Annotated in this window: 22 protein-coding genes, 1 tRNA gene and 1 pseudogene; 13 read left to right on the forward strand and 11 right to left on the reverse strand. The window is 71.8% G+C overall.

The window, feature by feature from the left end:
• Positions 1 to 113 precede the first annotated feature (113 nt).
• The 4 genes from LXT12_RS03225 to LXT12_RS03240 form a co-directional block, all read right to left on the reverse strand.
• Positions 114 to 1,796, reverse strand: a complete 1,683-nt coding sequence (locus tag LXT12_RS03225) for an acetate--CoA ligase (RefSeq protein WP_233389381.1) — start codon at positions 1,794 to 1,796, stop codon at positions 114 to 116.
• A 64-nt stretch (positions 1,797 to 1,860) separates the two neighbouring features.
• On the reverse strand, positions 1,861 to 2,922 hold the full coding sequence (locus tag LXT12_RS03230; RefSeq protein WP_233389383.1) for a serine hydrolase domain-containing protein: 1,062 nt from the start codon (positions 2,920 to 2,922) through the stop codon (positions 1,861 to 1,863).
• 33 nt (positions 2,923 to 2,955) lie between these two features.
• Complete coding sequence (locus LXT12_RS03235) at positions 2,956 to 3,771, reverse strand: helix-turn-helix transcriptional regulator (protein WP_233389385.1); 816 nt, start codon at positions 3,769 to 3,771, stop codon at positions 2,956 to 2,958.
• Positions 3,772 to 3,802: 31 nt separating this feature from the next.
• The gene (locus LXT12_RS03240; RefSeq protein ID WP_233389387.1) at positions 3,803 to 4,330 is read right to left on the reverse strand and encodes a GNAT family N-acetyltransferase; all 528 of its coding nucleotides are present in this window, start codon (positions 4,328 to 4,330) and stop codon (positions 3,803 to 3,805) included.
• A gap of 44 nt (positions 4,331 to 4,374) precedes the next feature.
• On the opposite strand from LXT12_RS03240, the gene LXT12_RS03245 reads away from it, so the two are divergent.
• Positions 4,375 to 5,274: an alpha/beta fold hydrolase gene (locus tag LXT12_RS03245; RefSeq protein ID WP_233389389.1), complete on the forward strand. Its 900-nt coding sequence runs from the start codon at positions 4,375 to 4,377 to the stop codon at positions 5,272 to 5,274.
• On the opposite strand, the gene LXT12_RS03250 is transcribed toward LXT12_RS03245, so the two are convergent.
• Positions 5,252 to 5,524: a DUF4212 domain-containing protein gene (locus LXT12_RS03250; RefSeq protein ID WP_349255005.1), complete on the reverse strand. Its 273-nt coding sequence runs from the start codon at positions 5,522 to 5,524 to the stop codon at positions 5,252 to 5,254. The two genes, LXT12_RS03245 and LXT12_RS03250, sit on opposite strands and share 23 nt — an antisense overlap.
• Before the next feature lie 57 nt (positions 5,525 to 5,581).
• On the opposite strand from LXT12_RS03250, the gene prfB reads away from it, so the two are divergent.
• From prfB to LXT12_RS03270, 4 genes are all read left to right on the forward strand, one after another.
• Positions 5,582 to 6,686, forward strand: a protein-coding gene (prfB, locus tag LXT12_RS03255) for a peptide chain release factor 2 (protein ID WP_233389393.1) whose coding sequence is annotated in 2 segments (ribosomal slippage) — positions 5,582 to 5,662 and positions 5,664 to 6,686 — 1,104 coding nt in all. Because the reading frame shifts where the segments join, the coding sequence is not laid out codon by codon here.
• A 133-nt stretch (positions 6,687 to 6,819) separates the two neighbouring features.
• Positions 6,820 to 7,263: a hypothetical protein gene (locus LXT12_RS03260; protein ID WP_233389395.1), complete on the forward strand. Its 444-nt coding sequence runs from the start codon at positions 6,820 to 6,822 to the stop codon at positions 7,261 to 7,263.
• Between the two features lie 27 nt (positions 7,264 to 7,290).
• The gene (pepN, locus tag LXT12_RS03265; RefSeq protein ID WP_233389397.1) at positions 7,291 to 9,966 is read left to right on the forward strand and encodes an aminopeptidase N; all 2,676 of its coding nucleotides are present in this window, start codon (positions 7,291 to 7,293) and stop codon (positions 9,964 to 9,966) included.
• A complete protein-coding gene (locus tag LXT12_RS03270; RefSeq protein WP_233389399.1) occupies positions 9,963 to 10,973 on the forward strand; it encodes a class 1 fructose-bisphosphatase in 1,011 nt (336 codons plus the stop codon). Before pepN ends, LXT12_RS03270 begins: the two co-directional genes overlap by 4 nt.
• Positions 10,974 to 10,994: 21 nt before the next feature.
• Here the strand turns inward: LXT12_RS03270 and LXT12_RS03275 are convergent, their stop codons facing one another.
• Complete coding sequence (locus LXT12_RS03275) at positions 10,995 to 11,816, reverse strand: alpha/beta hydrolase (RefSeq protein ID WP_233389401.1); 822 nt, start codon at positions 11,814 to 11,816, stop codon at positions 10,995 to 10,997.
• 118 nt (positions 11,817 to 11,934) lie between these two features.
• On the opposite strand from LXT12_RS03275, the gene LXT12_RS03280 reads away from it, so the two are divergent.
• Together LXT12_RS03280 and ligD are read left to right on the forward strand one after the other, a co-directional pair.
• Positions 11,935 to 12,010 (forward strand) — tRNA-Thr (locus tag LXT12_RS03280).
• 66 nt (positions 12,011 to 12,076) lie between these two features.
• A pseudogene (gene ligD, locus LXT12_RS27020) lies at positions 12,077 to 12,856 on the forward strand (non-homologous end-joining DNA ligase LigD).
• Here ligD and LXT12_RS03295 read toward each other — a convergent pair.
• From LXT12_RS03295 to LXT12_RS03305, 3 genes are all read right to left on the reverse strand, one after another.
• Positions 12,847 to 13,539: a YiaD family glycine zipper/OmpA-like lipoprotein gene (locus LXT12_RS03295; RefSeq protein ID WP_233389407.1), complete on the reverse strand. Its 693-nt coding sequence runs from the start codon at positions 13,537 to 13,539 to the stop codon at positions 12,847 to 12,849. The pseudogene ligD and the gene LXT12_RS03295 overlap by 10 nt on opposite strands.
• Before the next feature lie 175 nt (positions 13,540 to 13,714).
• Positions 13,715 to 13,909: a CsbD family protein gene (locus LXT12_RS03300; RefSeq protein WP_233389409.1), complete on the reverse strand. Its 195-nt coding sequence runs from the start codon at positions 13,907 to 13,909 to the stop codon at positions 13,715 to 13,717.
• Between the two features lie 344 nt (positions 13,910 to 14,253).
• Positions 14,254 to 15,888, reverse strand: coding sequence for a hybrid sensor histidine kinase/response regulator (locus tag LXT12_RS03305; RefSeq protein WP_233389410.1), 1,635 nt, complete (start codon positions 15,886 to 15,888; stop codon positions 14,254 to 14,256).
• A gap of 193 nt (positions 15,889 to 16,081) precedes the next feature.
• On the opposite strand from LXT12_RS03305, the gene LXT12_RS03310 reads away from it, so the two are divergent.
• The 3 genes from LXT12_RS03310 (at position 16,082) to LXT12_RS03320 (ending at position 18,722) form a co-directional block, all read left to right on the forward strand.
• Positions 16,082 to 16,507 (forward strand): CBS domain-containing protein, encoded by a 426-nt coding sequence (locus LXT12_RS03310; protein ID WP_233389412.1) that lies wholly within the window; start codon positions 16,082 to 16,084, stop codon positions 16,505 to 16,507.
• A 179-nt stretch (positions 16,508 to 16,686) separates the two neighbouring features.
• Positions 16,687 to 18,042, forward strand: a complete 1,356-nt coding sequence (locus LXT12_RS03315; protein WP_233389414.1) for a PQQ-dependent sugar dehydrogenase — start codon at positions 16,687 to 16,689, stop codon at positions 18,040 to 18,042.
• Between the two features lie 362 nt (positions 18,043 to 18,404).
• Positions 18,405 to 18,722: a hypothetical protein gene (locus LXT12_RS03320; RefSeq protein WP_233389416.1), complete on the forward strand. Its 318-nt coding sequence runs from the start codon at positions 18,405 to 18,407 to the stop codon at positions 18,720 to 18,722.
• Between the two features lie 12 nt (positions 18,723 to 18,734).
• On the opposite strand, the gene LXT12_RS03325 is transcribed toward LXT12_RS03320, so the two are convergent.
• Positions 18,735 to 19,265: a hypothetical protein gene (locus LXT12_RS03325; protein ID WP_233389418.1), complete on the reverse strand. Its 531-nt coding sequence runs from the start codon at positions 19,263 to 19,265 to the stop codon at positions 18,735 to 18,737.
• Positions 19,266 to 19,431: 166 nt separating this feature from the next.
• Between LXT12_RS03325 and LXT12_RS03330 the strand changes: the two genes are divergently transcribed.
• On the forward strand, positions 19,432 to 20,388 hold the full coding sequence (locus LXT12_RS03330) for a hypothetical protein (protein ID WP_233389420.1): 957 nt from the start codon (positions 19,432 to 19,434) through the stop codon (positions 20,386 to 20,388).
• 99 nt (positions 20,389 to 20,487) lie between these two features.
• Here the strand turns inward: LXT12_RS03330 and rpoN are convergent, their stop codons facing one another.
• The gene (gene rpoN, locus LXT12_RS03335; protein WP_233389422.1) at positions 20,488 to 21,972 is read right to left on the reverse strand and encodes an RNA polymerase factor sigma-54; all 1,485 of its coding nucleotides are present in this window, start codon (positions 21,970 to 21,972) and stop codon (positions 20,488 to 20,490) included.
• A gap of 398 nt (positions 21,973 to 22,370) precedes the next feature.
• Between rpoN and LXT12_RS03340 the strand changes: the two genes are divergently transcribed.
• Together LXT12_RS03340 and LXT12_RS03345 are read left to right on the forward strand one after the other, a co-directional pair.
• Complete coding sequence (locus LXT12_RS03340; protein ID WP_255763469.1) at positions 22,371 to 22,901, forward strand: hemerythrin domain-containing protein; 531 nt, start codon at positions 22,371 to 22,373, stop codon at positions 22,899 to 22,901.
• 108 nt (positions 22,902 to 23,009) lie between these two features.
• The gene (locus tag LXT12_RS03345) at positions 23,010 to 23,759 is read left to right on the forward strand and encodes a glycosyltransferase family protein (RefSeq protein ID WP_233389425.1); all 750 of its coding nucleotides are present in this window, start codon (positions 23,010 to 23,012) and stop codon (positions 23,757 to 23,759) included.
• The last annotated feature ends 6 nt before the right edge of the window (positions 23,760 to 23,765 follow it).

Raw genomic sequence — 23,765 nt, forward strand, 5'->3', positions numbered from 1 at the left:
CTTGCGGGAGTCGAGTTCGCGAATTCAAAGGCGGCAAACGCTGCAAAGCACCCAGCCCAGCCGCCAGCGTGAACTCCCCGCCAGCCCGATAGCCGCTCTGCGTCCACCCGTCGCTAAACCGCCCTCGCCTGCTCCCGCAGCCTCAGCACCCTGCGCTGCACCTTGCCGGTCGTCGTCATTGGCAGGGCGTCGATGAACTCGATCTCCTTGGGATACTCGTAGGGCGCCAGCCGCGCCTTCACGTGGGCCTGCAGCGCCTCCACCAAGGCCGCGTCGCCGCGCTGGCCCTCGGCCAGCACGACGTAGGCCTTGACCAGGGCGCCGCGCTCGGGGTCGGGCTTGGGCACCACGGCGACGTTGGCCACCGCCGGGTGCTTGACCAGGCAGTTCTCGATCTCGCCCGGGCCGATGCGGTAGCCGGCGCTCTTGAAGACGTCGTCCGCCCTGCCCTCGTACCAAAGCGTGCCGTCGGCATCGCGGCGGGCGAGGTCGCCCGTGCGGCACCAGCTGTCGCCCGGCTCGCCGGTGAACTTGGCGCGCGTGGCGGCCTCGTTGTTCCAGTAGCCGAGGAAGAAGACCGGGTCGGGGTCGCCATGGCGGTCCCGTGCGTGCAGGGCCACCTCGCCGACTTCGCCGGGCGCGCACTCGCGGCCTTCGTCGTCAATGACGGCCACGCGGTGGCCCGGATAGGCGCGGCCCATGCTGCCCGGCTTGGCCGGCCACAGGGCCTGGCAGTTGCCAACGACGTAGTTCATCTCCGTCTGGCCGAACATCTCGTTCACCGGCACCCCGAGGGCGTCGCGGCACCAGGCGAAGACGGCGTCGCCGACCGCCTCGCCCGCGCTCATCAGAGCGCGCAGCTTGAGCCCGTGGCGCCTGGGCCGGGGCTCAGCCTTCATCATGGCCTTGAGCGCCGTGGGAAAGAGGAAGGCGTGGGTGACGCCGTAGGCCGCCATCAGCTCGAAGGCCTTGGCCGCCGAGAAGCGCCCCTGCCAGGCCACGATGGGCCGGCCGAAGTAGAGCGTGGGCAGCAGGGCGTCCATCAAGCCGCCGGTCCACGCCCAGTCGGCCGGGCTCCAGAAGACGGCGTCGCTCGGCCGGGCCGGGTCGAAGGGGTCGAAGCCGAACCAGTTCTGGCTGGCGACGAAGCCGCTCAGGTTGCCGATGAGCGCGCGCTGCGGGATGAGGGCGCCCTTGGGGTTGCCGGTGGTGCCGCTGGTGTAGATGAGGATGGCCGGGTCGCCCGCGCGGGTGGCCACGGGCTTGAAGCGGGCTTCCTCCGCCTGCAGGGCTTGCATCCAGGGCAGTTCGTCGCTCTCCACGGGGCAGTCGCCCACGACGAGGATGCGCCGCAGCGCCGGGCAGCGGGCCTTGACCTCGCGCAGGGCCGGCAGGGCCTCGCAGGCGGCGATGGCCAGCACCGCGCCGCTGTCCTGCAGCCGGTACTCCAGCGCCTCGGCGCCGAAGAGCATGGACAGCGGCATGGCCACGGCGCCGATCTGCTGGATGGCGATGTGGGCGACGGCCGTCTCGAAGCGCTGCGGCAGCACGATGGCCACGCGGTGGCCGCGGCGCACGCCCTGGTTCAGCAGCGCATTGGACAGGCGGTTGGCGGCGCGCTGCAGTTGGGCATAGCTGTATTGCGCGCGGCAGCCGCTCTCGCTGTCGAAGTGGATGGCCGTGGCCTTGGGCGTGTCGCGCGCCCAGCGTCCGCAGCAGGCCTCGGCGATGTTGAAGTCTTCGGGCACCTGCCAGCGGAAGGCGGCGTGCAGCGGCTCGTATCGGTCTTCCACCATGGGGCCACCCCGGTTGGGACAAGGGGGCGAATGCTAGCCAGCGCGGCCGGGGCCGGCCTCAGGGCTAGCCCGGGTTGCCGCCCCCGCCGGGCACGGCGCCGCAGAGATGGCGGTCGAGCAGCGCGGCCGTGAACTCCCAGCTCTGCTGATGCATGCCGCGCTGGTTGTAGTGGGTGCGGGTGACCACGGCGACCGCGTCCAGCGCCGGCAGCATGAGGACGTGGTTGCCGCCATTGCCCGACATCATCCAGCCGCTGAAACGGCCGCAGCTCAGGCTGTAGTCGCGGCGCCAGAAGAGTTCGCCATAGTCCAGGCCGAAGGGGGTCTGGCGACGCACGCTCAACAGGGCGTCCACCTGGGCCGGCGCCAGCAGCTCCCGGCCCTGCCAGCGGCCGTGCTGAAGCAGCAGCTGCATCAGCGCCGCCCAGTCGCGGGTGCGCAGGCGCAGGCCGCCGCCGGCCATGGTCTCGCCGCTGGGCGAGTGATGCCACTGCACGGCGGTGATGCCCAGCGGCTCGAACAGCCGCCGCCTCGCGTAGGCCTCCAGGCCACCCGGCACCCGGCGCTCCAGCAGTTGCCCGAGCAGCACCACGCCGGCGGTGCAATAGGCCCAGGGCCCCAGGCCCTCGGCGTCGCGGGCGACGGCGCGAGTCGGCAGGTCCGCGGCCCAGCGCAGCCAGTGCGCCAGCGGGTACATGTTCTCCTCGTTGCCGGGGCTGGCGTCCTGGTTGTCGTCGCAGTCGAGGGCCGACGACATCGTCAGCAAGTCCTCCACCGTGATGCCGCGCTTGGCCGGGCCGTCATGGGCGAGCGGCGCCAGGTCGTCGAAGGCGGCGAACACCGGCGTGTCGCGGCGCAGCATGCCGTCCTGCACCGCGGCGGCCACCAGCATGGCGGTGACCGATTTGCCCGCCGAGCGCGTGTCGTGCAGGGTGGCCGCGTCGGCACCGCGCGCGTAGGCCTCGACCTGCACACGGCCGCCGCGCTGCAGCAGCACGCTGGTCGCGCCAGGCAGGGCCTGCAGGGCGGCGGCATCGGGGTCGGCGGCCTCGGCACCGGCGGCCGAGGCGGCCAGCAGCAGCGGGGCGAGGAGGCGGACGGCGAGGAGGAGGCGCGGGCGGGTCATGCCCCGCATGCTCGCGGTTGGCGATGCGCCGGTCTAGAAGGTTTTGAACCCGCCCAGCCAGGCCGCCGGAGTGCAGCGGTATTCGGCGCGGAAGAGCCGGGTGAAGTGGCTCTGGTCCGCGAAGCCGAGCTGGGCGGCCACGTCGGCGATGGGCTGGCCTTCGCGCAGCCGGCAGGCCGCACGGTTGAGCAGCGCCCGGCGCTGCAGTTGGCCAGGCGAGAGCCCGTAGCGGCGGCGGAAAGCCCGCGACAGCGAGACGGGATGCACCCCTGCCGACGCCGCCAGGTCGGCCAGGCGCAGCGGCCGTTCGCAGTCGTCCACCAACTGCTCCATGCAGCGCCGCAGCCAGGCCGGCTCGCGCCGGTCGCCGATGGCGGCGGCGTCCGCCCGCGGCACGGTGGCGCTCAGCGCGCAGAGCTCGTGGCAACCCGCCTCGACCTGCAGCAGGCCGCCGAGGTCCAGGGCGCCGGCCTTGCCGGCCAGCGCCTGGGCGAAGCGCTGGGCCGCGTCCCGCAGCCGGCGCGCGCCGCCGTCCAGCAGCCCGAGCCCCGCCGCCTGGCTCGCGCCCAGGCTCAGCGCGGCAAAACGGCCGCCCGGCTCGACGAAGCTGTCGCGATGCCGCGTGCCGGGGGGATTCCACAGCACGTCGCCCGGGCCGAGCAGGCGCTCGGCGCCGCGCGCGCTGCTGCGGTAGCGGCCCGCGAGCACGACGATGAAGTGGCCGTCCGGATGCTCGTGCGGCTCCACGTCATGATCGGCCGCGCGCGCATTCAGGCGGGCGAGGCTGAAGCCGGCGACGTCGCTGCGGGCCTCGAAGCTGCCGTAGAACTGGGCGTGCAGCAGCCGCATGGTCGGGACGCGGCGCCCGGCCGGCCTGCGCTCAGATGGACAGCCAGCTCGACGGCGACCACATGCTGGGCCGGTCGCCGTCGGCATAGCGCTCGAGGGCGTCGCCCGTGAGGCGGCAGATGCGCCAGTCGGGCATGACGTCCGCGCCCAGCTTCTCGTAGAAGCGGATGGCGTCCTCGTTCCAGTCCAGCACGGTCCAGTCGAAGCGGCCGTAGCCGCGCTCGCAGGCCAGCTGGGCGAGCTGGATGATCAGCGCGCGGCCCAGGCCGCTGCGGCGGTGGGCGGGGCGCACGTAGAGGTCCTCCAGGTAGAGGCCGGGCTTGGAGAGGAAGGTCGAGAAGTTGGTGTAGTACAGGGCGAAGGCCACCACCTCGCCGCCCACCTCGCCCACCATGCACTCGGCCACGGGCCGCTCGCCGAAGAGGTGGGGCGCCAGCTTGTCGGGCGTCACCTCCAGGAGGTGGGTCAGGTTCTCGAACTCGGCAAGTTCGCCGATCAGCTGGACGATGGCGTTCAGGTCGCGCGGCTCGGCGGCGCGGATGTCATGGGGTGCAGGCATGGTGACGGCATTGTCCGCGGACTGGCGTGTCCTACAGTGCGGATATGCCCGATGTCTACACCCCCCGCCGCCTGCACGCCGGCGAATTCCTGAGCCTGCGCGGCCTGCGCCACCACCTCCTGCGCTGGGGTCAGCCCTTGCCCGGTCGCCCGCCCCTGGTGATGGTGCACGGCTGGATGGACGTCGGCGCCTCCTTCCAGTTCGTCGTCGACGCCCTGCCCGACGACCGCGAGATCGTCGCCCTGGACTGGCGCGGCTTCGGCCTGAGCGCCACGACGGGCGCCGACTGCTACTGGTTCCCCGACTACCTCGGCGACCTCGACGCCCTGCTCGATGCCATCAGCCCCGGCGCGCCGGTGGACCTGCTGGGCCACAGCATGGGCGGCAACGTGGCGATGAGCTATGCCGGCGTTCGCCCGCAGCGGGTGCGGCGCTTGATCAATCTCGAAGGCTTCGGCATGCCCGACGTGGCGCCCGCCGCCGCGCCCGAGCGCCTGGCCAAGTGGCTGGACGAGCTGAAGGACCCGCCCACGCTGCGGCCCTACGCCACGCGCGCCGAGGTGGCCGAGCGGCTGATCAAGAACAACCCCCGCCTGCCGGCCGACAAGGCCGCCTGGCTGGCCGGCCACTGGGCGCGCGAAACGCCCGCGGGCTTCGTGCTCAACGCCGACCCCGCCCACAAGCTGGCCAACCCCATGCTCTACCGCAAGGCCGAGGTGCTGGCCTGCTGGCAGCGCATTGCCGCGCCGACGCTGTGGGTGGAGGGCAGCGACGACCAGCTCAGCCGCTTCTGGGGCGGCCGCTACCCCCGCGAGGACTTCGAAGCCCGGCTGGCGCTGGTGCCCGACCTGAAGCGCGCCGTGCTGCAGGACGCCGGCCACATGCTGCACCACGACCAGCCCGAGGCGCTGGCCGCGCAGATCAGCGCATTCCTGGCGGAGTGACTTCGGGCGGGCTGGCCGCCTCGTCCAGCCGGCGCATGCGCCAGGCGTAGACGATGACGATGGCGCAAAAGCCCAGCAGCGCCCCCTGCGACGCCAGCCAGAAGCCCAGCGGCCAGCCGAAGATCTCGATGCTGAGCTCGCGGGCGAAGAACACCGGCGCGAAGGCGACGACGGCCCAGGCCAGCAGCAGCCAGGCGGTGAGGCGCCGGGTGCGGCGCCAGTAGTCGTCGCGCGAGGAGGGTGTCGTCACGCCGGCATTCTGGCCCATGTGAAAATCCGCGTTTTGCCAAGAACACGCTGGCCCGTCATGGACATCGAACACATCAACCAAATCGGCAACACCCTGGCCGACCTCTCAGCGCGCACCGACGCGCTAAGGGGGTATCTTTGACTTCGACCGCAAGGCCCTGCGCCTGAACGAAGTCAACGCCTCGCTCGAGAACCCCAACGTCTGGAACGACCCCAAGCGGGCCCAGGAACTGGGCAAGGAAAAGCGCCAGCTCGAAGCCATCGTCGACACCATCCAGCACCTGACCACCTCGCTGGCCGACAACCGCGAGCTCTTCGACATGAGCCGCGAGGAAGGCGACGAGGCCGGCATGCTGGCCATCGAGGAAGACGCCGGCAAGCTGCGCGGCAAGATCGAGGAACTCGAGTTCCGCCGCATGTTCAACAACCCGGCCGACCCGAGCAACTGCTTCATCGACATCCAGGCCGGCGCCGGCGGCACCGAGGCCTGCGACTGGGCCGGCATGCTGCTGCGGCAGTACCTGAAGTACTGCGAGCGCAAGGGCTTCAAGACGACGCTGGAAGACGAGACGCCCGGCGACGTGGCCGGCATCAAGAGCGCCACCATCAAGGTCGAGGGCGAGTACGCCTTCGGCCTGCTGCGCACCGAGACCGGCGTGCACCGCCTGGTGCGCAAGTCGCCCTTCGACTCCTCCGGCGGCCGGCACACCTCCTTCGCCTCGCTCTTCGTCTACCCGGAGATCGACGACTCCATCGAGATCGACATCAACCCGGCGGACGTGCGCACCGACACCTTCCGCGCCAGCGGCGCGGGCGGCCAGCACATCAACAAGACCGACTCGGCCGTGCGCCTGACGCACATCCCGACCGGCATCGTCGTGCAGTGCCAGGACAGCCGCAGCCAGCACAGCAACCGCGACGTCGCCTGGCGCCGCCTGCGCTCGCGCCTGTACGACCACGAGATGCGCAAGCGCATGGAAGAGCAGCAGAAGCTGGAAGACACCAAGACCGACGTCGGCTGGGGCCACCAGATCCGCAGTTATGTGCTCGACCAGAGCCGCATCAAGGACCTGCGCACCAACTACGAGACCTCGGCCACGCAGAAGGTGCTGGACGGCGACCTCGACGCCTTCATCCACGAGAGCCTGAAGCAAGGCGTGTGATGGCCCACCCCCTACCGGCTTCGCCGGCCCCCTCGAGGGGGCGCTGCCAGTGGCCCGGCAAAGCCGGTTCCACGGCAGCCGCTCGGTCGGCCGTCCGGGGCCAGCCAGCGGTGGCGTCGTCGGAGGTCGGGCCTTGAAGCCCGGCTTTGCCCTGGCCATGGCGGTCGCCATCACGGGCCAGGTGCTCTACCACTTCATGCAGAAGCAGGTCGCGCCGGGCGCCCACCCGGTGCTGGCCCTGATCGCCTTCTACCTCGGCGCTGCGGTGCTGAGCCTGCCGCTCTTCCTGCTCTTCCCGCTGCAGGCGCCGCTGGCGCAGGCCGCGGGCGGCCTGGGTGGCGCGGTCTGGGGCGTGGCCGTGGCCATCGTGCTGATCGAGCTCGGCTTCCTGCTGGCCTACCGCGCCGGCGGCAGCCTGTCGAGCGCCTTCGTGCTGTCGGCCTCGGTCGTCACCGCCGCCCTGCTGGCCATCGGGCTCGTCGTCTTCAAGGAGGCCGTGAGCCTCAAGCAAATCGCCGGCCTCGGGCTCTGCCTGGCCGGCATCTGGCTGCTGTCGGGCAACCGCAGCACGCACTGATCGAACCATCCCACAAGGAAGCCCCTCATGCGTGAAGGCACCTCCCCCCTGATCCATCGGCTGGACTACCAGCAACCCGCCTACTGGATCCGCAAGGTCGACCTGACTTTCGACCTCGACCCGGCCAAGACCCTGGTCACGAGCAAGATGCAGGTCGAGCGCAACCGCGCCGTGCCGCACGGCCCGCTGCGTCTGCACGGCGAGGAGCTGAACCTGCTGCGCGTGCTCATCGACGGCAGCAGCGTCTCCTTCCGCCAGGAGGGGCATGAGCTGGTCATCGAGGGCGCGCCGGATGCCGACTTCGCGCTCGAGATCCGCAACACCTGCTGCCCCGAGAAGAACACGGCCCTGTCCGGGCTCTACACCTCGGGCGGCAGCTTCTTCACGCAGTGCGAGGCCGAGGGCTTCCGCCGCATCACCTACTTCCTCGACCGGCCGGACGTGATGGCCGTCTACACGGTGACCCTGCGGGCCGACGCGTCCAGATACCCCATCCTGCTGTCCAACGGCAACCTGACGGACAGCGGCAGGCTCGACAACGGCCGCCACTTCGCCGTCTGGAGCGACCCCTTCCCCAAGCCCAGCTACCTCTTCGCCGTCGTCGCCGGTGACCTCGTGGCGCGTGAACAGCGCGTCCGCACCCGCGCCGGCAAGGACCATCTGCTGCAGGTCTACGTGCGCCGCGGCGACCTGGAGAAGACCGAGCATGCGATGAACAGCCTCATCGCCTCCATGGTGTGGGACGAAGCCCGCTTCGGCCTGCCGCTGGACCTGGAGCGCTTCATGGTCGTCGGCGTGTCCGACTTCAACATGGGCGCGATGGAGAACAAGGGCCTGAACATCTTCAACACCAGCGCCCTGCTCGCCTCCCCCGCCACCGCGACGGACGCCGACTTCCACCGCATCGAGTCCATCGTCGCCCACGAGTACTTCCACAACTGGACCGGCAACCGCGTCACCTGCCGCGACTGGTTCCAGCTGTCGCTGAAGGAGGGCCTGACCGTCTTCCGCGACCAGGAGTTCTCCATGGACATGGCCGGCACCCCGTCGGCCCGCGCCGTCTGCCGCATCCAGGACGTGCGCCAGCTGCGCGCCCTGCAGTTCCCCGAGGACAGCGGCGCCATGGCCCACCCCGTGCGCCCGGACAGCTACGCCGAGATCAACAACTTCTACACGACCACGGTCTACGAAAAGGGCGCCGAGGTCGTGCGCATGTACCAGACGCTGGTGGGCCGCAAGGGCTTCGAGGCGGGCATGAAGCTCTACTTCGAGCGCCACGACGGCCAGGCCGTGACCTGCGACGACTTCGCCGCCGCCATCGCCGACGCCAACCCCGGCTCGCCCCTGGCCACGCGGCTGGACACCTTCAAGCGCTGGTACTCCCAGGCCGGCACGCCGCGCCTGACCGCCCGCGGCGAGCACGACGCCGCCGCTCGCACCTACACGCTGCGCCTGGCCCAACACACACCCGCGACGCCGGGCCAGGGCGACAAACAGCCCCAGGTCATCCCCGTCGTCATGGGCCTGCTGGACCGCCACGGCGCGGCCCTGGCCCTGAATGCCGCCGGCGACACCGAGACCGTGCTGGTGCTCGACCAGGCCGAGCAGACCTTCGTCTTCGAGAACATCGACAGCGAACCCGTGCCCTCGCTGCTGCGCGACTTCTCGGCCCCGGTGGTGCTGGACGACGGCCTCTCCGACGCGGCGCTGCTGGTGCTGATGCGCCACGACAGCGACGCCTTCAACCGCTGGGAGGCCGGCCAGCGCCTGGCCCTCAACCGCATCCTGCATGCCCTGCGCGCCGGCCAGCCCCTGGTGCTGAGCCCCGCCTTCATCGAGGCCATGCGCGGCGTGCTCAACCACCCCGAGCTGGACCCGGCCTTCAAGGAGCTGGCCCTGACCCTGCCCGGCGAGAGCTACATCGCCGAGCAGCTCGACGTGGTCGACCCGCAGGCCATCCATGCCGCCGTGATGGCCGCCCAGGCGCAGCTGGCCAGTGCCCTGCGCGACGACTGGATCGCCGCCTTCGAGGCCCACCAGGTCCAGGGCGGCTACACGCCCGACCCGGCCTCCTCCGGCAAGCGGGCCCTGGCCAACCTGGCCCTGTCCATGCTCGTGCTGGACGCCCGGTCGAGCGGCGACGCCGTCTGGCCCGGCAAGGCCTACCAGCGCTTCAAGGACGCGTCCAACATGACCGACCGCCTGGGTGCCTTGGCGGCCCTGGTCAACGCCGGCGCCGAGCTGGCCGCGCCGGCGCTGGAGCGCTTCCACGCCCTCTTCAAGGACGACGCCCTCGTCATCGACAAGTGGTTCGCCCTGCAGGCCCGCGCGCCCGAGGTCGACGGCCGCGTCTTCGCCCGCGCCAAGGCGCTGACCAAGCACCCCGACTTCACGCTCAGGAACCCCAACCGCGCGCGCAGCCTGGTCGCCAGCCTGTGCATGTTCAACCCGGCGGCCTTCCACCGGACCGACGCCGCGGGCTACGTGTTCTGGGCCGACCAGGTGCTGGCCATGGACGCCATCAACCCGCAGATCGCCAGCCGCATCGCCCGCGCCATGGACCGCTGGAGCGTCCTGGCCGAGCCCTACCGCAGCGCCGCCCGCGAGGCCGTCGCGCGCGTGGCCGCCAAGCCCGACCTGTCCACCGACGTGCGCGAGATCGTCGAGCGCGCCCTCGCCTCCGGAGAAAGCCAAGCCTCATGAGCCGCCAGACCAGCCTGACCCAATACCTCATCGAGCAGCAGCGCGAGCACGGCCACATCCCGCAGGAGCTGCGGCTGCTGATCGAGATCGTCGCGCGCGCCTGCAAGCGCATCGCCATCGCCGTCAACAAGGGCGCCCTGGGCGACGTGCTCGGCACCGCCGGCAGCGAGAACGTGCAGGGCGAGGTGCAGAAGAAGCTCGACATCATCGCCAACGAGGTGCTGATCGAAGCCAACGAATGGGGCGGCCACCTCGCGGCCATGGCCAGCGAGGAGATGGACGGCATCTACGTCGTGCCCAACCGCTACCCCCAGGGCGAATACCTGCTGCTGTTCGACCCGCTCGACGGCTCCAGCAACATCGACGTCAACGTCAGCATCGGCACCATCTTCAGCGTGCTGCGCAAGGTGGGGCATTCGCGCGGCGTGGCGGAGGACGACTTCCTGCAGCCCGGCAAGCAGCAGGCCGCGGCCGGCTACTGCGTCTACGGCCCGCAGAGCACGCTGGTGCTGACGGTGGGCGACGGCGTGGCCATCTTCACGCTGGACCGCGAGACCGGCTCCTGGGTGCTGACCCAGGACCAGGTCAGGATCCCCGAGGACACGCGCGAGTTCGCGATCAACATGTCCAACATGCGCCACTGGGCCCCGCCGGTGCGCCGCTACATCGACGAATGCCTGGCCGGCGCCACCGGCCCGCGCGGCCGCGACTTCAACATGCGCTGGGTGGCCAGCATGGTGGCCGACGTGCACCGCATCCTCACCCGCGGCGGCGTCTTCCTCTACCCCTGGGACCAGCGCGAGCCCGACAAGCCCGGCAAGCTGCGCCTGATGTACGAGGCCAACCCCATGGCCTTCATCGTCGAACAGGCCGGCGGCGCGGCCACCAACTGCAGCGAGCGCATCATGGACCTCAAGCCCGGCAAGCTGCACGAGCGCGTGGCCGTGGCCCTGGGCTCGAAGAACGAGGTCGAGCGCATCACCGCCTACCACCGCGAGGCGTCCTGAGCCTCGGCGGTGCCGGCGCCCTCAGGGCACCGGCCGCTCCATCCAGCCGGTGATCAGCTGTACGGCCTCGGCTTCCATGCCGATGAAGCCGTGCCAGTGCAGGGCCTCGCAGGGCTCGCCGAGGGGCGGTCCTCCGCCGTCCACGAGCAGCAGCTTCTTCAACGGCGCCGCGGTCAGCCCGCGCAGGATTTCCCCCACCTCGCGCGGCGAGGTGACGCGGCACTCGTCGCGCGCATGGTGCAGCACCAGCACCGGCACCCGGATGGCGGCGAGGTCCTGGCGCGGCAGGCTGCCCGGCTTGTCGGGCGAGACGATGCTGGAGGTCAGCACCAGCCCCGCGATCGCGTTGCCTTCGCGGATGGCCGCCGCGGCGGCCGAAACCGTGCCCCGGCTCGTGCCCACCAGCCACACCGGCGCCGGCGAACGCGCCTTGACGAAGGCCAGTACGGCATGGATGTCCTCCAGGTGGGCCGGCGCCACGCGGTCGGCATAGCCCAGCTCGGTCTTGTCGCTGGGCTTGCCGAAGATGGCGACGTCATAGCCACGGGCGATGAAGCCGCGGGCCGAGCGCACCAGGAAGTTCCGGCTCGTCGCCTGGCCGTCCACCACCCGCCCGAAGCCGCCACCCGCGCCGGGGAAGAGCAGCACCGTGCCCTTGGCGGCCATGCCGCCCGCGCCCGGCTGCGCCCCCTCGGCCGGCGCCGACGACTCCCAGAACAGCGAGACGGCGACGCCTTCGCGCGTCGGCACCTCCAGCCGCACCCCTTCGGCCACCGCCGGCCGCGCCGCCGCCAGCAGCCCTGCCGCAAGGGCCGCAAGCCCCCATCGCCAACCACAGCCCATGAGCCACCTCCTCGCGCACGAACGACGCACACCGGGGCAGTGTGCCGCGTCTTGGCAGCCCTGCGCGATTCGGCTATGATTCAAGGCTTCGCACCCGGCGCTGCCGGGCTTTCGCGAAGCCGGCATAGCTCAGTTGGTAGAGCAGCGCATTCGTAATGCGAAGGTCGGGGGTTCGACTCCTCTTGCCGGCACCAGAATTCAAAGCCACCTTCGGGTGGCTTTTTTCTTTTGCCTTTGCATGTGCGGATTGCGCCTGAGGCATGGCCACCCAATGCGCGCGCACTCCGCCCGAGCGTCCGGTCGCGCTGCTGCGCGCGCCCGAGGGCGTCGGCGGCGAGCGCTTCTTCCTGAAGCACGCCGGCAAGGCGCCGCTGCCGGGCCTGCGCGAGCTGGACGCGCACCTGTGGCCCGGCCATGAGCCGCTGCTGGAGGCCCGCACGCGCGAGGCCCTGCTCGGGGCCGTGCAGATGAACACGCTCGAGTTCCACGCCTGGAACGCGCGGCTGCCGCGGCTGGACAAGCCCGACCGCATGATCTTCGACCTCGACCCCGGCGAGGGCGTGGACTGGCGTGCCGTCTGCGAGGGGGCCCGCCTCGTGCGCGAACGGCTCGGCCGCTAGGTCAAGACCAGCGGCGGGCGCGGCCTGCACGTCGTCGTGCCGCTGGCGGCGCGCTGGGCGGTGGACGTGGTGCGGCGCTTCTCGCAGACGGTGGCCGAGCAGCTGGCCGCGGCGGACCCTGACCGCTTCGTCGCGCGCAGCGGCGAGGCCCACCGGGTGGGCCGCATCTTCGTGGACTACCTGCGCAACGGCGAGGGTGCCACCGCCGTCGCCGCCTACTCGCTGCGCGCCAGGCCGGGCCTGGGCGTGGCCATGCCGGTCGCCTGGGAGGCGCTGGACGAGGTGGGCAGCGCGACCGAATGGAGCATCGCCAACGCGCTGGACCACCTGGCGTCGCGCCGCGCCGACCCCTGGGCCGAACTCGACGCGAGCAAGCAGTCGCTGGCCGGGCCGCTGAAGGCCCTGGGCCTTCAACCCTGAGGCGCCGCCTCCGACAGGAAGATCTCCACGCGCCGGTTGGCCGCGCGGCCGGCCTCGGTGTCGTTGCTGGCCACCGGCTCGTGCGAACCGCGGCCTGCGACCGTGACGCGGGAGGGCGCGAGGCCGCGCGAGCTGAGGTAGTCGCGCACGGACTCGGCGCGCTCGCGCGACAGCGGGTCGTTGATGGCGTCGCTGCCGGTGCTGTCGGTGTGGCCGACGATGGTCACGCGCACGTTGGGGTCGAGGTTGCGGCCGATCTCGTCGAGCACCGGGCGCATCTGCGGCTTGATGTCGGCGCGGCCGGTGTCGAAGGAGACGTCGCTCGGCACGTTGAGCTTGAGGCGGTTGTCGGCCGTGCGCTGCACCTCCACGCCCGTGCCCTGGCTGGCGCGCGCCAGCGCTTCGCGCTTTTCCTCCATGCGCTTGGACCACAGGTTGCCGGCCACCGCCCCAAGGGCGCCGCCGATGACCGCGCCGCGCCCGGCATGGCCGCCGGTGACCGAGCCCAGCACCGCGCCGGCCACGGCGCCGACGCCGGCGCCCTGGGCGGTGCCGCGCTCACGCTCGCTCATCGACGAGCAGCCGGCAGCCAGCACCAGGCTGGCCGCGAGGGTCGCCACGCCCGCGCGGCGGACGGCGGAGGAGGCACGGAAAGAGGCACTGGAAGAGGAAAGGGTGGCCATGGAAACCTCGGCTGTGTTTGTGGGAATGGGGGAATCGTCCGGCCCCGCGGCGGGCGCCCCTGTCATCGGCCGCCGCACCGCCTTGTCGGCCTCGTCCTACCGACAGGCGCGGGAAAGCCGCCGGGCCCGTCCATGGGACGAGGCCCGGCGGCCTCCTGGCATCGGCGCTGTGCAATCAGGGCTTGCGGGCGCTGTCGCGGGCGTCCTTGACGACTTCGCGGGCATCGCCCACGGCCTTCTGGGCCTTGCCCTCGACCTGGTGGGCCGCACCCTTGACCTGCTGGTCGGTACTGCCGATGGCTTCGCCCAGCTTGCGCTGCGCCTTGCCGGCCGCGTCCTTCACACTGCCCTTGATCTGGTCGGTATTCATGGCTGAACTCCTTTTCAATCGCCCGTGACGGGATGTCACCGGTTGCCTTCAGACTAACCTCCACTCTGAGCGAACGGCAGCGGTGCTCGCGCCGTCTGTCGGTGGGTGCAGTCCTACGGTGTGCCAGCCCGCGCCTCGCTGCCGGCGTTCCTACGGGTGGCACCGGCGCCGTCCGCTGCCGACCGCCGCGCCGTCCGCGCATGCTTGCCTCACCACTCGACTTCAGGAGCGCAACCATGGGTAAGTATTTCCTCGCTTGGCTGCTCGGCGTGCCGGGCATCGTGCTGCTGCTGGTCTACCTGTTCTTCCATTGACCACCGCAGGCACGCCGGCCGCCGCCACGCTCATGCGGGCGGGGCGGCGAGCTGGACCACCGCGCTGACCAGAGCGTCGGGAGCGACCGGCTTGGCGAGGTGGAGCTGGTAGCCGGTGCTGAGGGCCCGCTCGGCATCCTCGCGGCCGGCATAGGCGGTGAAGGCCGCCGCCGGGGTGCCGCCTCCCGCTTCGGGCGGCAGGGCACGCACGCGGCGGATAAGGTCGTAGCCGTCCTCGCCGGGCATGCCGATGTCGCTGAGCAGCACGTCGGGCCTGTCCTGCACCAGCCGCTGCAGGCCTTCCGCCGCCGTCGCCGCGGTGCTGACCTTGGCGCCGGCACCGGTCAGGATGCGGGCGGTGATGTCGCGCACGTCGGCCTCGTCGTCGACGAGCAGGACATGGACCTCGTCCAGCCTGGAGTCGGCGGTCGCGGCGGCACCGGCCGGCATTGTGGCCGTCGGCAGGACGGACTCCTCGGCCAGCGCCGGCAGGGTGATGATGAAGGTGGCGCCCCGCCCCGGCCCGGCGCTGTGCGCCTCGACGGAGCCCCCGTGGCGCAGCACCAGTTGCCGCACGATGGCCAGGCCGATGCCCAGGCCGCCATGGCGGCGCGTGGTGGTGGCGTCCTGCTGCTGGAAGCGGTCGAACAGCCGCGGCAGGAAGGCCGGCTCGATGCCCTGGCCGGTGTCGGCCACCGTCACCAGCAGCCGATCGCCCGAGCGCGTCAGCGACACCTCGACACGGCCGCCACGCGGCGTGAACTTCATGGCGTTGTCCAGCAGATTGCCCACCACTTGCTGCAGCCGCGCCGCGTCACCCATCACCCAGCCGGGATCGGCGCCGAAACGGGGCCGCAGCACGAGGCCGCGCGCGGTGGCCGTCGGCAGCGCGGAGTCGACGGCCACCGCGAGGACGGCGCCGAGTTCGATGCGCTGCATGTCCAGGCGCATCTGGCCGGTCTCGATGCGCGTCATGTCCAGCAGGTCCTCGATGAGCTGCACCTGCTGCCGCGCGTTGCGGGCGATGGCGTCCAGGCCGTGCTTGAGGGTGGCGGCGTCGAAGACGCCCCGGTCCAGCACGTGGGCCCAGCCGAGGATGGCCGACAACGGCGTGCGCAGTTCGTGCGACAGCGTCGCCAGGAACTCGCCCTTGGAATGGCTCGCCCGCTCGGCCTCGGCGCGGGCCAGCTGCGAGGCCCGCAGCGCCTCGGCCAGGGCCCGCTCGCCGGCGCGCCGGGCGGTGATGTCCTGCGTGAGCTTGAGAAAGCCGAGCAGCTCGCCGCGCGGCCCGCGCAGCGCCGTCAGCACCACGGCCACGTCGAAGCGGCTGCCGTCGCGGCGCACGCGCTGGCCTTCGCCCTTGTACTCGCCGTGGCGGATGGCCACCTCCAGCTCCTGCTCGGGCTGGCCGAGCGCGCAGTCCTCGGGCGTGAAGATGGCTGCGAAGGACATGCCCACGGCGTCTTCGGCGCTGTAGCCCATCATGAGCTCGGCGCCAAGGTGCCAGGAGCTGATGCGGCCCTCGGGGGTGAGGGTGTAGATGGCGTAATCGCGCACACCGTGCAGCAAGGCTTGCAGGGTGGCGGTTCGTTCATGCAGCAGGTTCTCGACCTGGCTGATGCCCGGGTCGTCGGGTGAGGGATGTCCTTGGGCCTCGCCGTCCATGTCGGGCTTCCTCGCGTTGCGGTGCTGAAACGATGGCCGCCGGGCTGGGGCCGCAGGCGCCGCGCGGCAAGCGTCGCACCCGGCCACAGGCCCCGGGTGCCCGGGGCGCGCAACGCACGCACCGGATGAGGCAGCCGGCATGCCTGGCATCCGCCTTGCCCGCGCAAAGATCGTCCCAGCCCGGGAGAACCCCATGTCCAGGATCGCCGACATCATGTCCACCGATGTGCGCACCATCCAGCCCCAGGAAAGCCTGCGGCGCGCCGCGCAATGCATGCAGCAGCTGGATGTCGGCGCCCTGCCCGTCTGCGACGGCGAGCGCCTGCTCGGCATGCTGACCGACCGCGACATCGCCATGCGCGCCGTGGCCGACGGCCTCGACCCCGACCAGGCCTGCGTGTCCGACATCATGAGCCCCGACGTGCGGACCTGCCGCGCCGACGAGGACGCCGAGGAGGCCAAGCGCCTGATGGGCGACCTGCAAGTCCGCCGCCTGCCGGTGGTGGACCAGGACCGCCGCCTCGTGGGCATCGTCTCCCTCGGCGACCTGGCGGTACGTGAGGGCGGCCACATCGACGAAGCCGTTCGCGAGATCTCCCAGCCTTCCAATAGCCACTGAAGTGACACTCCCTCCGCCCCAGTGAATACCAACACAGCCACAGAGGCACAGAGACACAGAGGGGCCTTCAGCCCGCTGCCTCTGTGCCTCCGTGTCTCTGTGGCTGTGTTCCTGGGCCTCGCCCAGCCTACGGTTTCCATGCGCCGTGGCCGCCGCGCCCCTCGAAATGGATGACTGAAATGGACAACCACCCGCCCCTTCGCCCCGCCTGGCCGGCCGCGCTGACGCTGGCCGCTGCCCTGGCCGGCTGCGGCGAGAGCGCCCGCCTGCCGCCTGGCGCCGACACGGGTCTGCACCCCACCCTGGCCGAGCCGGTCCAGACCGTGCTGCCGACCACCCACGTCGCCCCGGCCCGGCCCTGGCAGCCGGGCGAGGCGCCCACGGCGGCAGCCGGGCTGGGCGTGCAGGCCTTCGCCACCGGCCTGGACCACCCGCGCTGGCTCTGCGTGCTGCCTAACGGCGACGTGCTGGTGGCCGAGACCAACGCCCCCGCCGACCGCCCCGACGACCGCAAGGGCCTGAAGGCCTGGGTGCAGGGCAAGCTCATGGCCAAGGCCGGCGCCGGCACGCCCAGCGCCAACCGCATCACCCGGCTGCGCGACGCCGACGGCGACGGCCGCGCCGAGCTGCGCGAGGTCTTCGCCCAAGGCCTGAACTCGCCCTTCGGCATGGCCCTGGTCGGCGACCGCTTCTACGTCGCCGACGCCGACGCGGTGATGGAGTTCCCCTACGACGCCGCGCAGGGCCGCCTCGCCGGGCCGGGCCGCAAGCTCACCGAGCTGCCGGCGGGCTCCATCAACCACCACTGGACCAAGAGCCTCATCGCCAGCCCCGACGGCAGCAAGCTGTACGCGACGGTCGGCTCCAACAGCAACGCCGCCGAGAACGGCCTCGGAGCCGAGGAGGGCCGGGCGGCCATCTGGGAGATCGACCGCGCCAGCGGAGCCAAGCGCCTGTTCGCCACCGGCCTGCGCAACCCCAACGGCATGGCCTGGATGCCGGCACCGGGCGGTGGCCCGGCGGCCGTGCTCTGGACGGTGGCCAACGAGCGCGACGAACTCGGCAGCGACCTCGTCCCCGACTACCTGACCTCGGTGCGGGACGGCGGTTTTTACGGCTGGCCTTACAGCTGGTACGGCCAGCACGTGGACTCGCGGGTCAAGCCGCAGCGGCCCGACCTCGTCGGCCGCGCCCTGGTGCCCGACTACGCGCTTGGCGCCCACGTCGCCGCCCTTGGGCTGGCCGCCGCGGGCAGCAGCCCCCTGCCGGCGCTGCTGCCCGGCGGCACGCCGGGCGGCGTCTTCATCGGCCTGCACGGCTCCTGGAACCGCAAGCCCTTCGCGGGCTACAAGGTGGTCTACGTCGGCTTCGCCAACGGCCGCCCCAACGGACGACCGGTGGACGTGCTGACGGGCTTTCTGGACGGCGACGGCCAGGCCCGCGGCCGGCCGGTGGGCGTGGCCGTGGACAGTCGCGGCGCCTTGCTCGTGGCCGACGACGTCGGCAACACCGTCTGGCGCGTGGCGCCGCGCTGAGATGGAACTGCCCCCGGCCCAACCCCGCGCGCTGAACGCGGCGCGGGTCTGGTCCGCCCCCCGTGGGGGCGGCGATGCTTGCGGCATCGAGCCGCAAGCACATCGCCAGTGCGGGCCGGCTCGGGAGCGGCCCAGCGCTCGGCCCGCAAATACCCCCGTTTCATCGGCTGCGGGTGGCGCGTAGCACCATGGACAACTGAAGCGGCGCTGCGGCGGCCCTCGGCCACGATGGGCATGGCGGCTTGGCATTCGCTCGACTATGCTATTAGGGTCTGCCCCATCGTTGGCTCCTCTTCGTGCCTTGAGCCAGCAGCCGTGAAAGCCGGGCGCCCCGTATCCCCACCTTCCTCGAGAGGTGCGAGATGCCGCTCTCCCATCCCATCTTCCATGCCTGGCTCGCCACCGAACGGGCGTCCCGCGCGGCCGACCGCCGCCTGTACGAACTCTCGATCCAGTCGGCGACAGGTTCGCGCGCGCTGAAGGACCAGGCCGCATCGGCCCAGCTGCTGCGCCGGCAGGCCCACGCGCTGTTCGAGGAGGCCATGCGGGAAATGGCGCAGACGGCCCACGCTCTGCACCATCGGCGCGTCCTCGGCCTGCGTGCCGCCCTGCCGAATGGGGGCACGGCGTCCTCGGCCGCCGCCGATGGCGACGGCCGGGAGCGGACGCCCCTCGAATAGGCCGGGGCTCGCTCAGCCGGGCTGGCGCTGTGCCGGCTCGCCGCGGGCCTGCTCCCAGCGCCGCGCAAGTTCGCTGGCATCCGTCTCGCTGCGCGGGCGCACGCCCATCAGGATGCCGCCGTCGCGGATGCCGCTCTCGTAGGCCTTGACGCGCTCCTCGGGAATGTTCCAGCCGATGAGGGCGCCGACGAGGCCGCCCGCCGCGCCGCCGGCACCGGCGCCCGCGAAGGCCGCCGCCAGCGGCCCGGCGACGACCAGGCCCAGGCCGGGCAGCACGAGGCTGGTGCCCGCCGCGGCAACGGCCGCCGCGATGGCGCCCACCGCCCCGCCCACGCCCGCGCCGATGCCGGCGCCTTCGGCCGCCTTGGTGCCCAGTTCGGTCTGCGGGCTACGGGCACTGAAGTGCTGACGGCGTGTTTCATCTGACATCACGACGTCGATGTCACCCGGCCCGTAGCCTCGTTCGACGACGCCCTGGTAGGCGCGCTCGGCGCTGTCGCGGTTGGGAAAGAGGGCGGTGAGGTAAGGGGTGTCGCTGGCCATGGCCCGGGCTCCGGTTGCTGGTGATGGAGGGCCCGACGTGGCAAGCGCGGGGCCCGTGCGGGGCGTGCCGACGGGAACGCGCATTGCCGCCCGGGCGGGCAGACGCTCCCCCGCCCCGCGGGGCCGAGAGTCTGAGGACGACGGACAGCTTTTGAAAGGAACCTCCATGTCTCGACAGGACGACCAGAGCCGCCACCAGGGCGGCCAACAGGGCGGCTACGGCAGCCAACAGGGCGGTTACGGCAGCGAGCAAGGCGGCCAGCATTACCAGGGAGGCCAGCACGACCAGGGCAGCCACGGTGGTCAGCACTACCAGGGTGGTCAGGGCGGGCAGCACTCGCAAGGCGGCTACGGTGGCCAGGCCGGCTCCATGGGCGGCCAGGGCTACAGCGACAACCGCGACTACTACCAGGGCGGCACCTTCCGAGAACAGGGCAGCCAGGGCGGCATGGGCGGCGGCTACGGCCAAAGCCATGCGGGCCAGGGCGGCATGAGCGGCCAGGGCAGCTACGGCGGCCAGGGCGGCGGCCAGGGTGACTACGGTGGCGGCAGCTTCGGCGGCCACGGCGGCGGGATGGGCCAGAGCTATGGCGGCCAGGCTGGCTACGGCGGCGGCTACCCGGGCAGCAGCTTGCAGGGCGGCGGCTCGCAGCAAGGCAGCTACGGCGGCTACCAGGGCGGTTACCAAGGCGGCTATGGCCAAGGCGGCTACGGCGGCCAGGGTGGCTACGGCACCCAGGGCGGCTATGGCCACGGCGGCAGCAGCTTCCAGGGTGGCAGCCACTACGGCAACCAGGGCAGCTATGGCGGCAGCCAGGGCTCCTCGGGCTACGGCGCCCAGCAGGACAGCGACTTCGAGCCCGACTACCACCAATGGCGCAGCGAGCAGCTGCGTTCGCTGGACCAGGATTACCGCAATTGGCGCCAGGATCGGTACAAGAAGTTCTCCGACGACTTCTCCAGCTGGCGTCAGAACCAGCGGGGCTCGTCCGGCGCCTCGGGCTCCTCGGGTTCGTCGCCGAGCGGCAGCAGCGATGCCGGCAGCGGCGCCACCGGCTCGGGCGCCTCAGGCACGCACGCCTCGTCCGGTACCTCGGGCTCCAGCAGCTCCAAGAGCAAGTGACCGGCGAGTGATCGCCACCGGGCTCGCCGCCGCGCGGGCCCGCCATGACCAAGGGGCCGTCCTCTCGCGAGGGCGGCCCCTTGTCCGTGGACGGAGGCGTCAGGCCACGCGCCGGCGGCGGTCCACCGCCTCGATCTTGAGCATCTGGCGGTACTTGGTGACCGTGCGCCGCGCCACCACCAGGCCCTGCTGGGCGAGCTGGCGCGTGATCTCGGCGTCGGACAGCGGCGCCTCCGGGTTCTCGGCCTCGATGATGTCCTTGATCAGGCCGCGGATGGCCGTGCCCGAACAGGCGCTGCCGTTGGCGCTGATCATGGCGCGGCTGAAGAAGTACTTCAGCTCGAGCACGCCCATGGGCGTGGCCATGTACTTGTTGTTGGTCACGCGCGAGACCGTGCTCTCGTGGATGCCGACCTCCTCGGCGATCTCGCGCAGGCCCAGCGGCTTCATGGCCATGGGACCGTAGTCGAGGAAGGCCTGCTGGCGGCGCACGATGGCCTCGGCCACGTCGAGGATGGTGGAGAAGCGCTGCTCGACGTTGCGCAGCGTCCAGCGCGCCTCCTGCAGATGCGCCCCCAGCTCGGCATTGCCCGGCGTGCGGTGGCGCTGGAAGAGCTTGGCATAGACCTGGTTGAGCCTCACCTTGGGCACGATGGCCGGGTTGAGCTGCACCGTCCACTGGCCGCGCACCTTCTTCACGATGACGTCGGGCACGACGTAGGGCACCTGCGACGAGCCCACGCGCCAGCCCGGCCGCGGGTCCAGCCGGCGGATGCGGTCGCACACGGCCTCCACGCGGGCCGGCGGCTCGCCGAGCTGGCGCGACAGCGCGGCGACGTCGCGGGCCGCCAGCGCGGGGAGATGGTCGGACACGATGGCGTGGGCGAGGCTGCGCGTCTCGGGGCAGTCGATGGCCGGCAGCTGCAGCAGCAGGCATTCGGCGACGCTGCGCGCCCCGACGCCCGCGGGGTCCAGGGACTGCACCCGCCGCAGGGCAATCTGCATCTCCTCGAGGTCGGCGGCGGGCTCCAGGCCGGCGATGTCCGCCAGCTCCTCCAGTGGCGTGCGCAGGTAGCCGTCGTCGTCCAGCGACTCCACCACCACCCGGGCCAGCGCCAGGTCGCGCTCGGACAGGGGCAGCACGTTGAGCTGTCCGTGCAGATGCTGGGCCAGCGAGGTCTCCACGGCCATCATGTCCAGCGCGCTGAACTCGCCGTCCTCCGCGCGGCGCGCGCCCGAACTGCCGTCGGCCGACCAGAGATCGCGGTCGTCACGGTCACCGCCGACGCCTTCCTCGACGGCCGCGATTGCATCCGCCGCGGGGGTGGCGATGTCGCTACCACCATCGGCCGAGAGGGCTTCATCCAGGCCGGCCGGGCTGTCCAGCAGCGGCGCGGTGGGCGCCTCGGAGGCCTCGGCGCCTTCGCCGTCCTCCACTTCGAGGAAGGGGTTGCGCCCCAGCGTGTCCCGCAGCATGGCCGCGAAGTCGAGCGATGACATCTGCAGTAGCCGCACGGCGTGCTGGAGTCGGGGCGACAGGGTCTGGGTCTGCCGGTGTTCGGCGCGCAAGTCCATGGATGGCACGGGAGCTCCTGGTTCGAACGTCTACTCGCCCGCCGCGCCGGTGCGGTCGACGCGCAGGCAGACCCCCACCCACGCAACCTCCGTGCCGGCCGAGGCCCGTTGTCGCATCCGGAAACAAAGGCGCGGTTCTCCCCGGCAGGCAGGCGCCATCCGGCAGCTGGGCAGGTCCGGCGCAGGCGTCGACCCTGCAACTTTTACCGGGGGCGCGGGCGGCCTTCGGCGGTTGCGGCAAAGCGTGCCGTCTGTGACCGCGTGTGAGCGGCAAGCCGAGGCCGCCAACACCGCTTCTCGGCGCGCCCCGGCACCGCGATTGCCTCGGCGCCGGCAACACCCCAGGAGAAGCCGATGCCCACCCCCCGCCACCAGACCCGAGCCGCCATCACGCCCGCAGCGAGATCCTGGCCGCCCTCAAGGACGACCACAAGCGCGTGAAGAAGGCCTTCCGCGACTTCAAGAAGCTCGACGTCAACGAAGACCCCGCCCGCGCCGAAGCCCTGGTGCAGCAGGTGCTGGACGAGCTGACCGTGCACGCCGCACTGGAAGAGGAGCTGCTCTACCCCGCCGCCCGCGAGGCCCTGGACGACGAGCAGCTGCTGGACGAGGCCGAGGTGGAGCGCGAGAGCATGCACGGCTTCATCGACCAGCTGCGCGGCATGACGCCGGTCGAGGACAAGTACGCCGCCCGCTTCACCGTGCTGTGCGAATACGTGCTGCACCACGTGAAGGAGGAGGAGGGCGAGATGTTCCCCCGCCTGGATGAGGCCCGGCTCGAGTGGGAGGACCTCGCCGCGCAGATGGACGAGCGCCGCGCCGAACTCACCGGCTCGTCAGCCGAAGAGGGCGACGAAGCCGAGGCGGCCGAAGCCGCGCCCGCACCCGGCCCGAGGGGCCGCGCCGATGCCGCGCCGGCCCGCACCCGCGCGTCCTGAGCGACGCCCTCCTCCACCTCCCACCCCGGACCCACCCTGCCGCCCTCCGTCCTCATCGTCTTCTCCCACCTCCGCTGGGGCTTCGTCTACCAGCGCCCCCAGCACCTGATGTCGCGCCTGGCGGGGCGCTGGCGCGTCCTCTTCGTCGAGGAGCCCGTGCGCTGCGACGGCCCCGCCTGGCTGGAGGTGCGCGAGGTCGCGCCACAGCTGCAGGTGCTGGTGCCTCACACCCCCGTGGCGGCGCCCGGCTTCCACGACGACCAGCTCGCCGCCCTGCAGACCCTGCTCGACGCGCGCCTGCGCGCCGAGCGGCTGCATGCGGACGTGGCCTGGCTCTACACGCCCATGGCCCTGCCCCTGGTCAACAGCGTGCAGCCCGACTGCATCGTCTACGACTGCATGGACGAGCTGTCGGCCTTCAAGAATGCGCCGCGCCAGCTGCGCCAGCGCGAATCGGCGCTGCTGAAGAGCGCCGCCGTCGTGCTGACCGGCGGCCCGTCGCTCTACGAGGCGCGGCGCGACCTGCACCCCAACGTGGTCTGCCTGCCGAGCGCCGTCGACGAGGCCCACTTCGACCTGTCGCGCCGCGGCCGTAGCGCCGCGGACCTCGCCGAAGCCGCCGAGGCCGGGCGGCTGCAGGGCCATCTGCCCGGCCCGCGGCTGGGCTTCTTCGGCGTCATCGACGAGCGGTTCGACGCCTCGCTGGTGGCCGCGCTGGCCGATGCCCATCCCGAGTGGTCCATCGTCATGGTCGGGCCGGTCGTCAAGATCGACCCCGCCTCGCTGCCGCAGCGCCCCAACCTGCACTGGCTGGGCATGCAGCCCTATGAGCGCCTGCCCCATCTGCTGGCCGGCTGAGACGTG

Source organism: Pelomonas caseinilytica, assembly GCF_021353235.1.
Classification (GTDB): Bacteria; Pseudomonadota; Gammaproteobacteria; order Burkholderiales; family Burkholderiaceae_C; genus Pelomonas; species Pelomonas caseinilytica.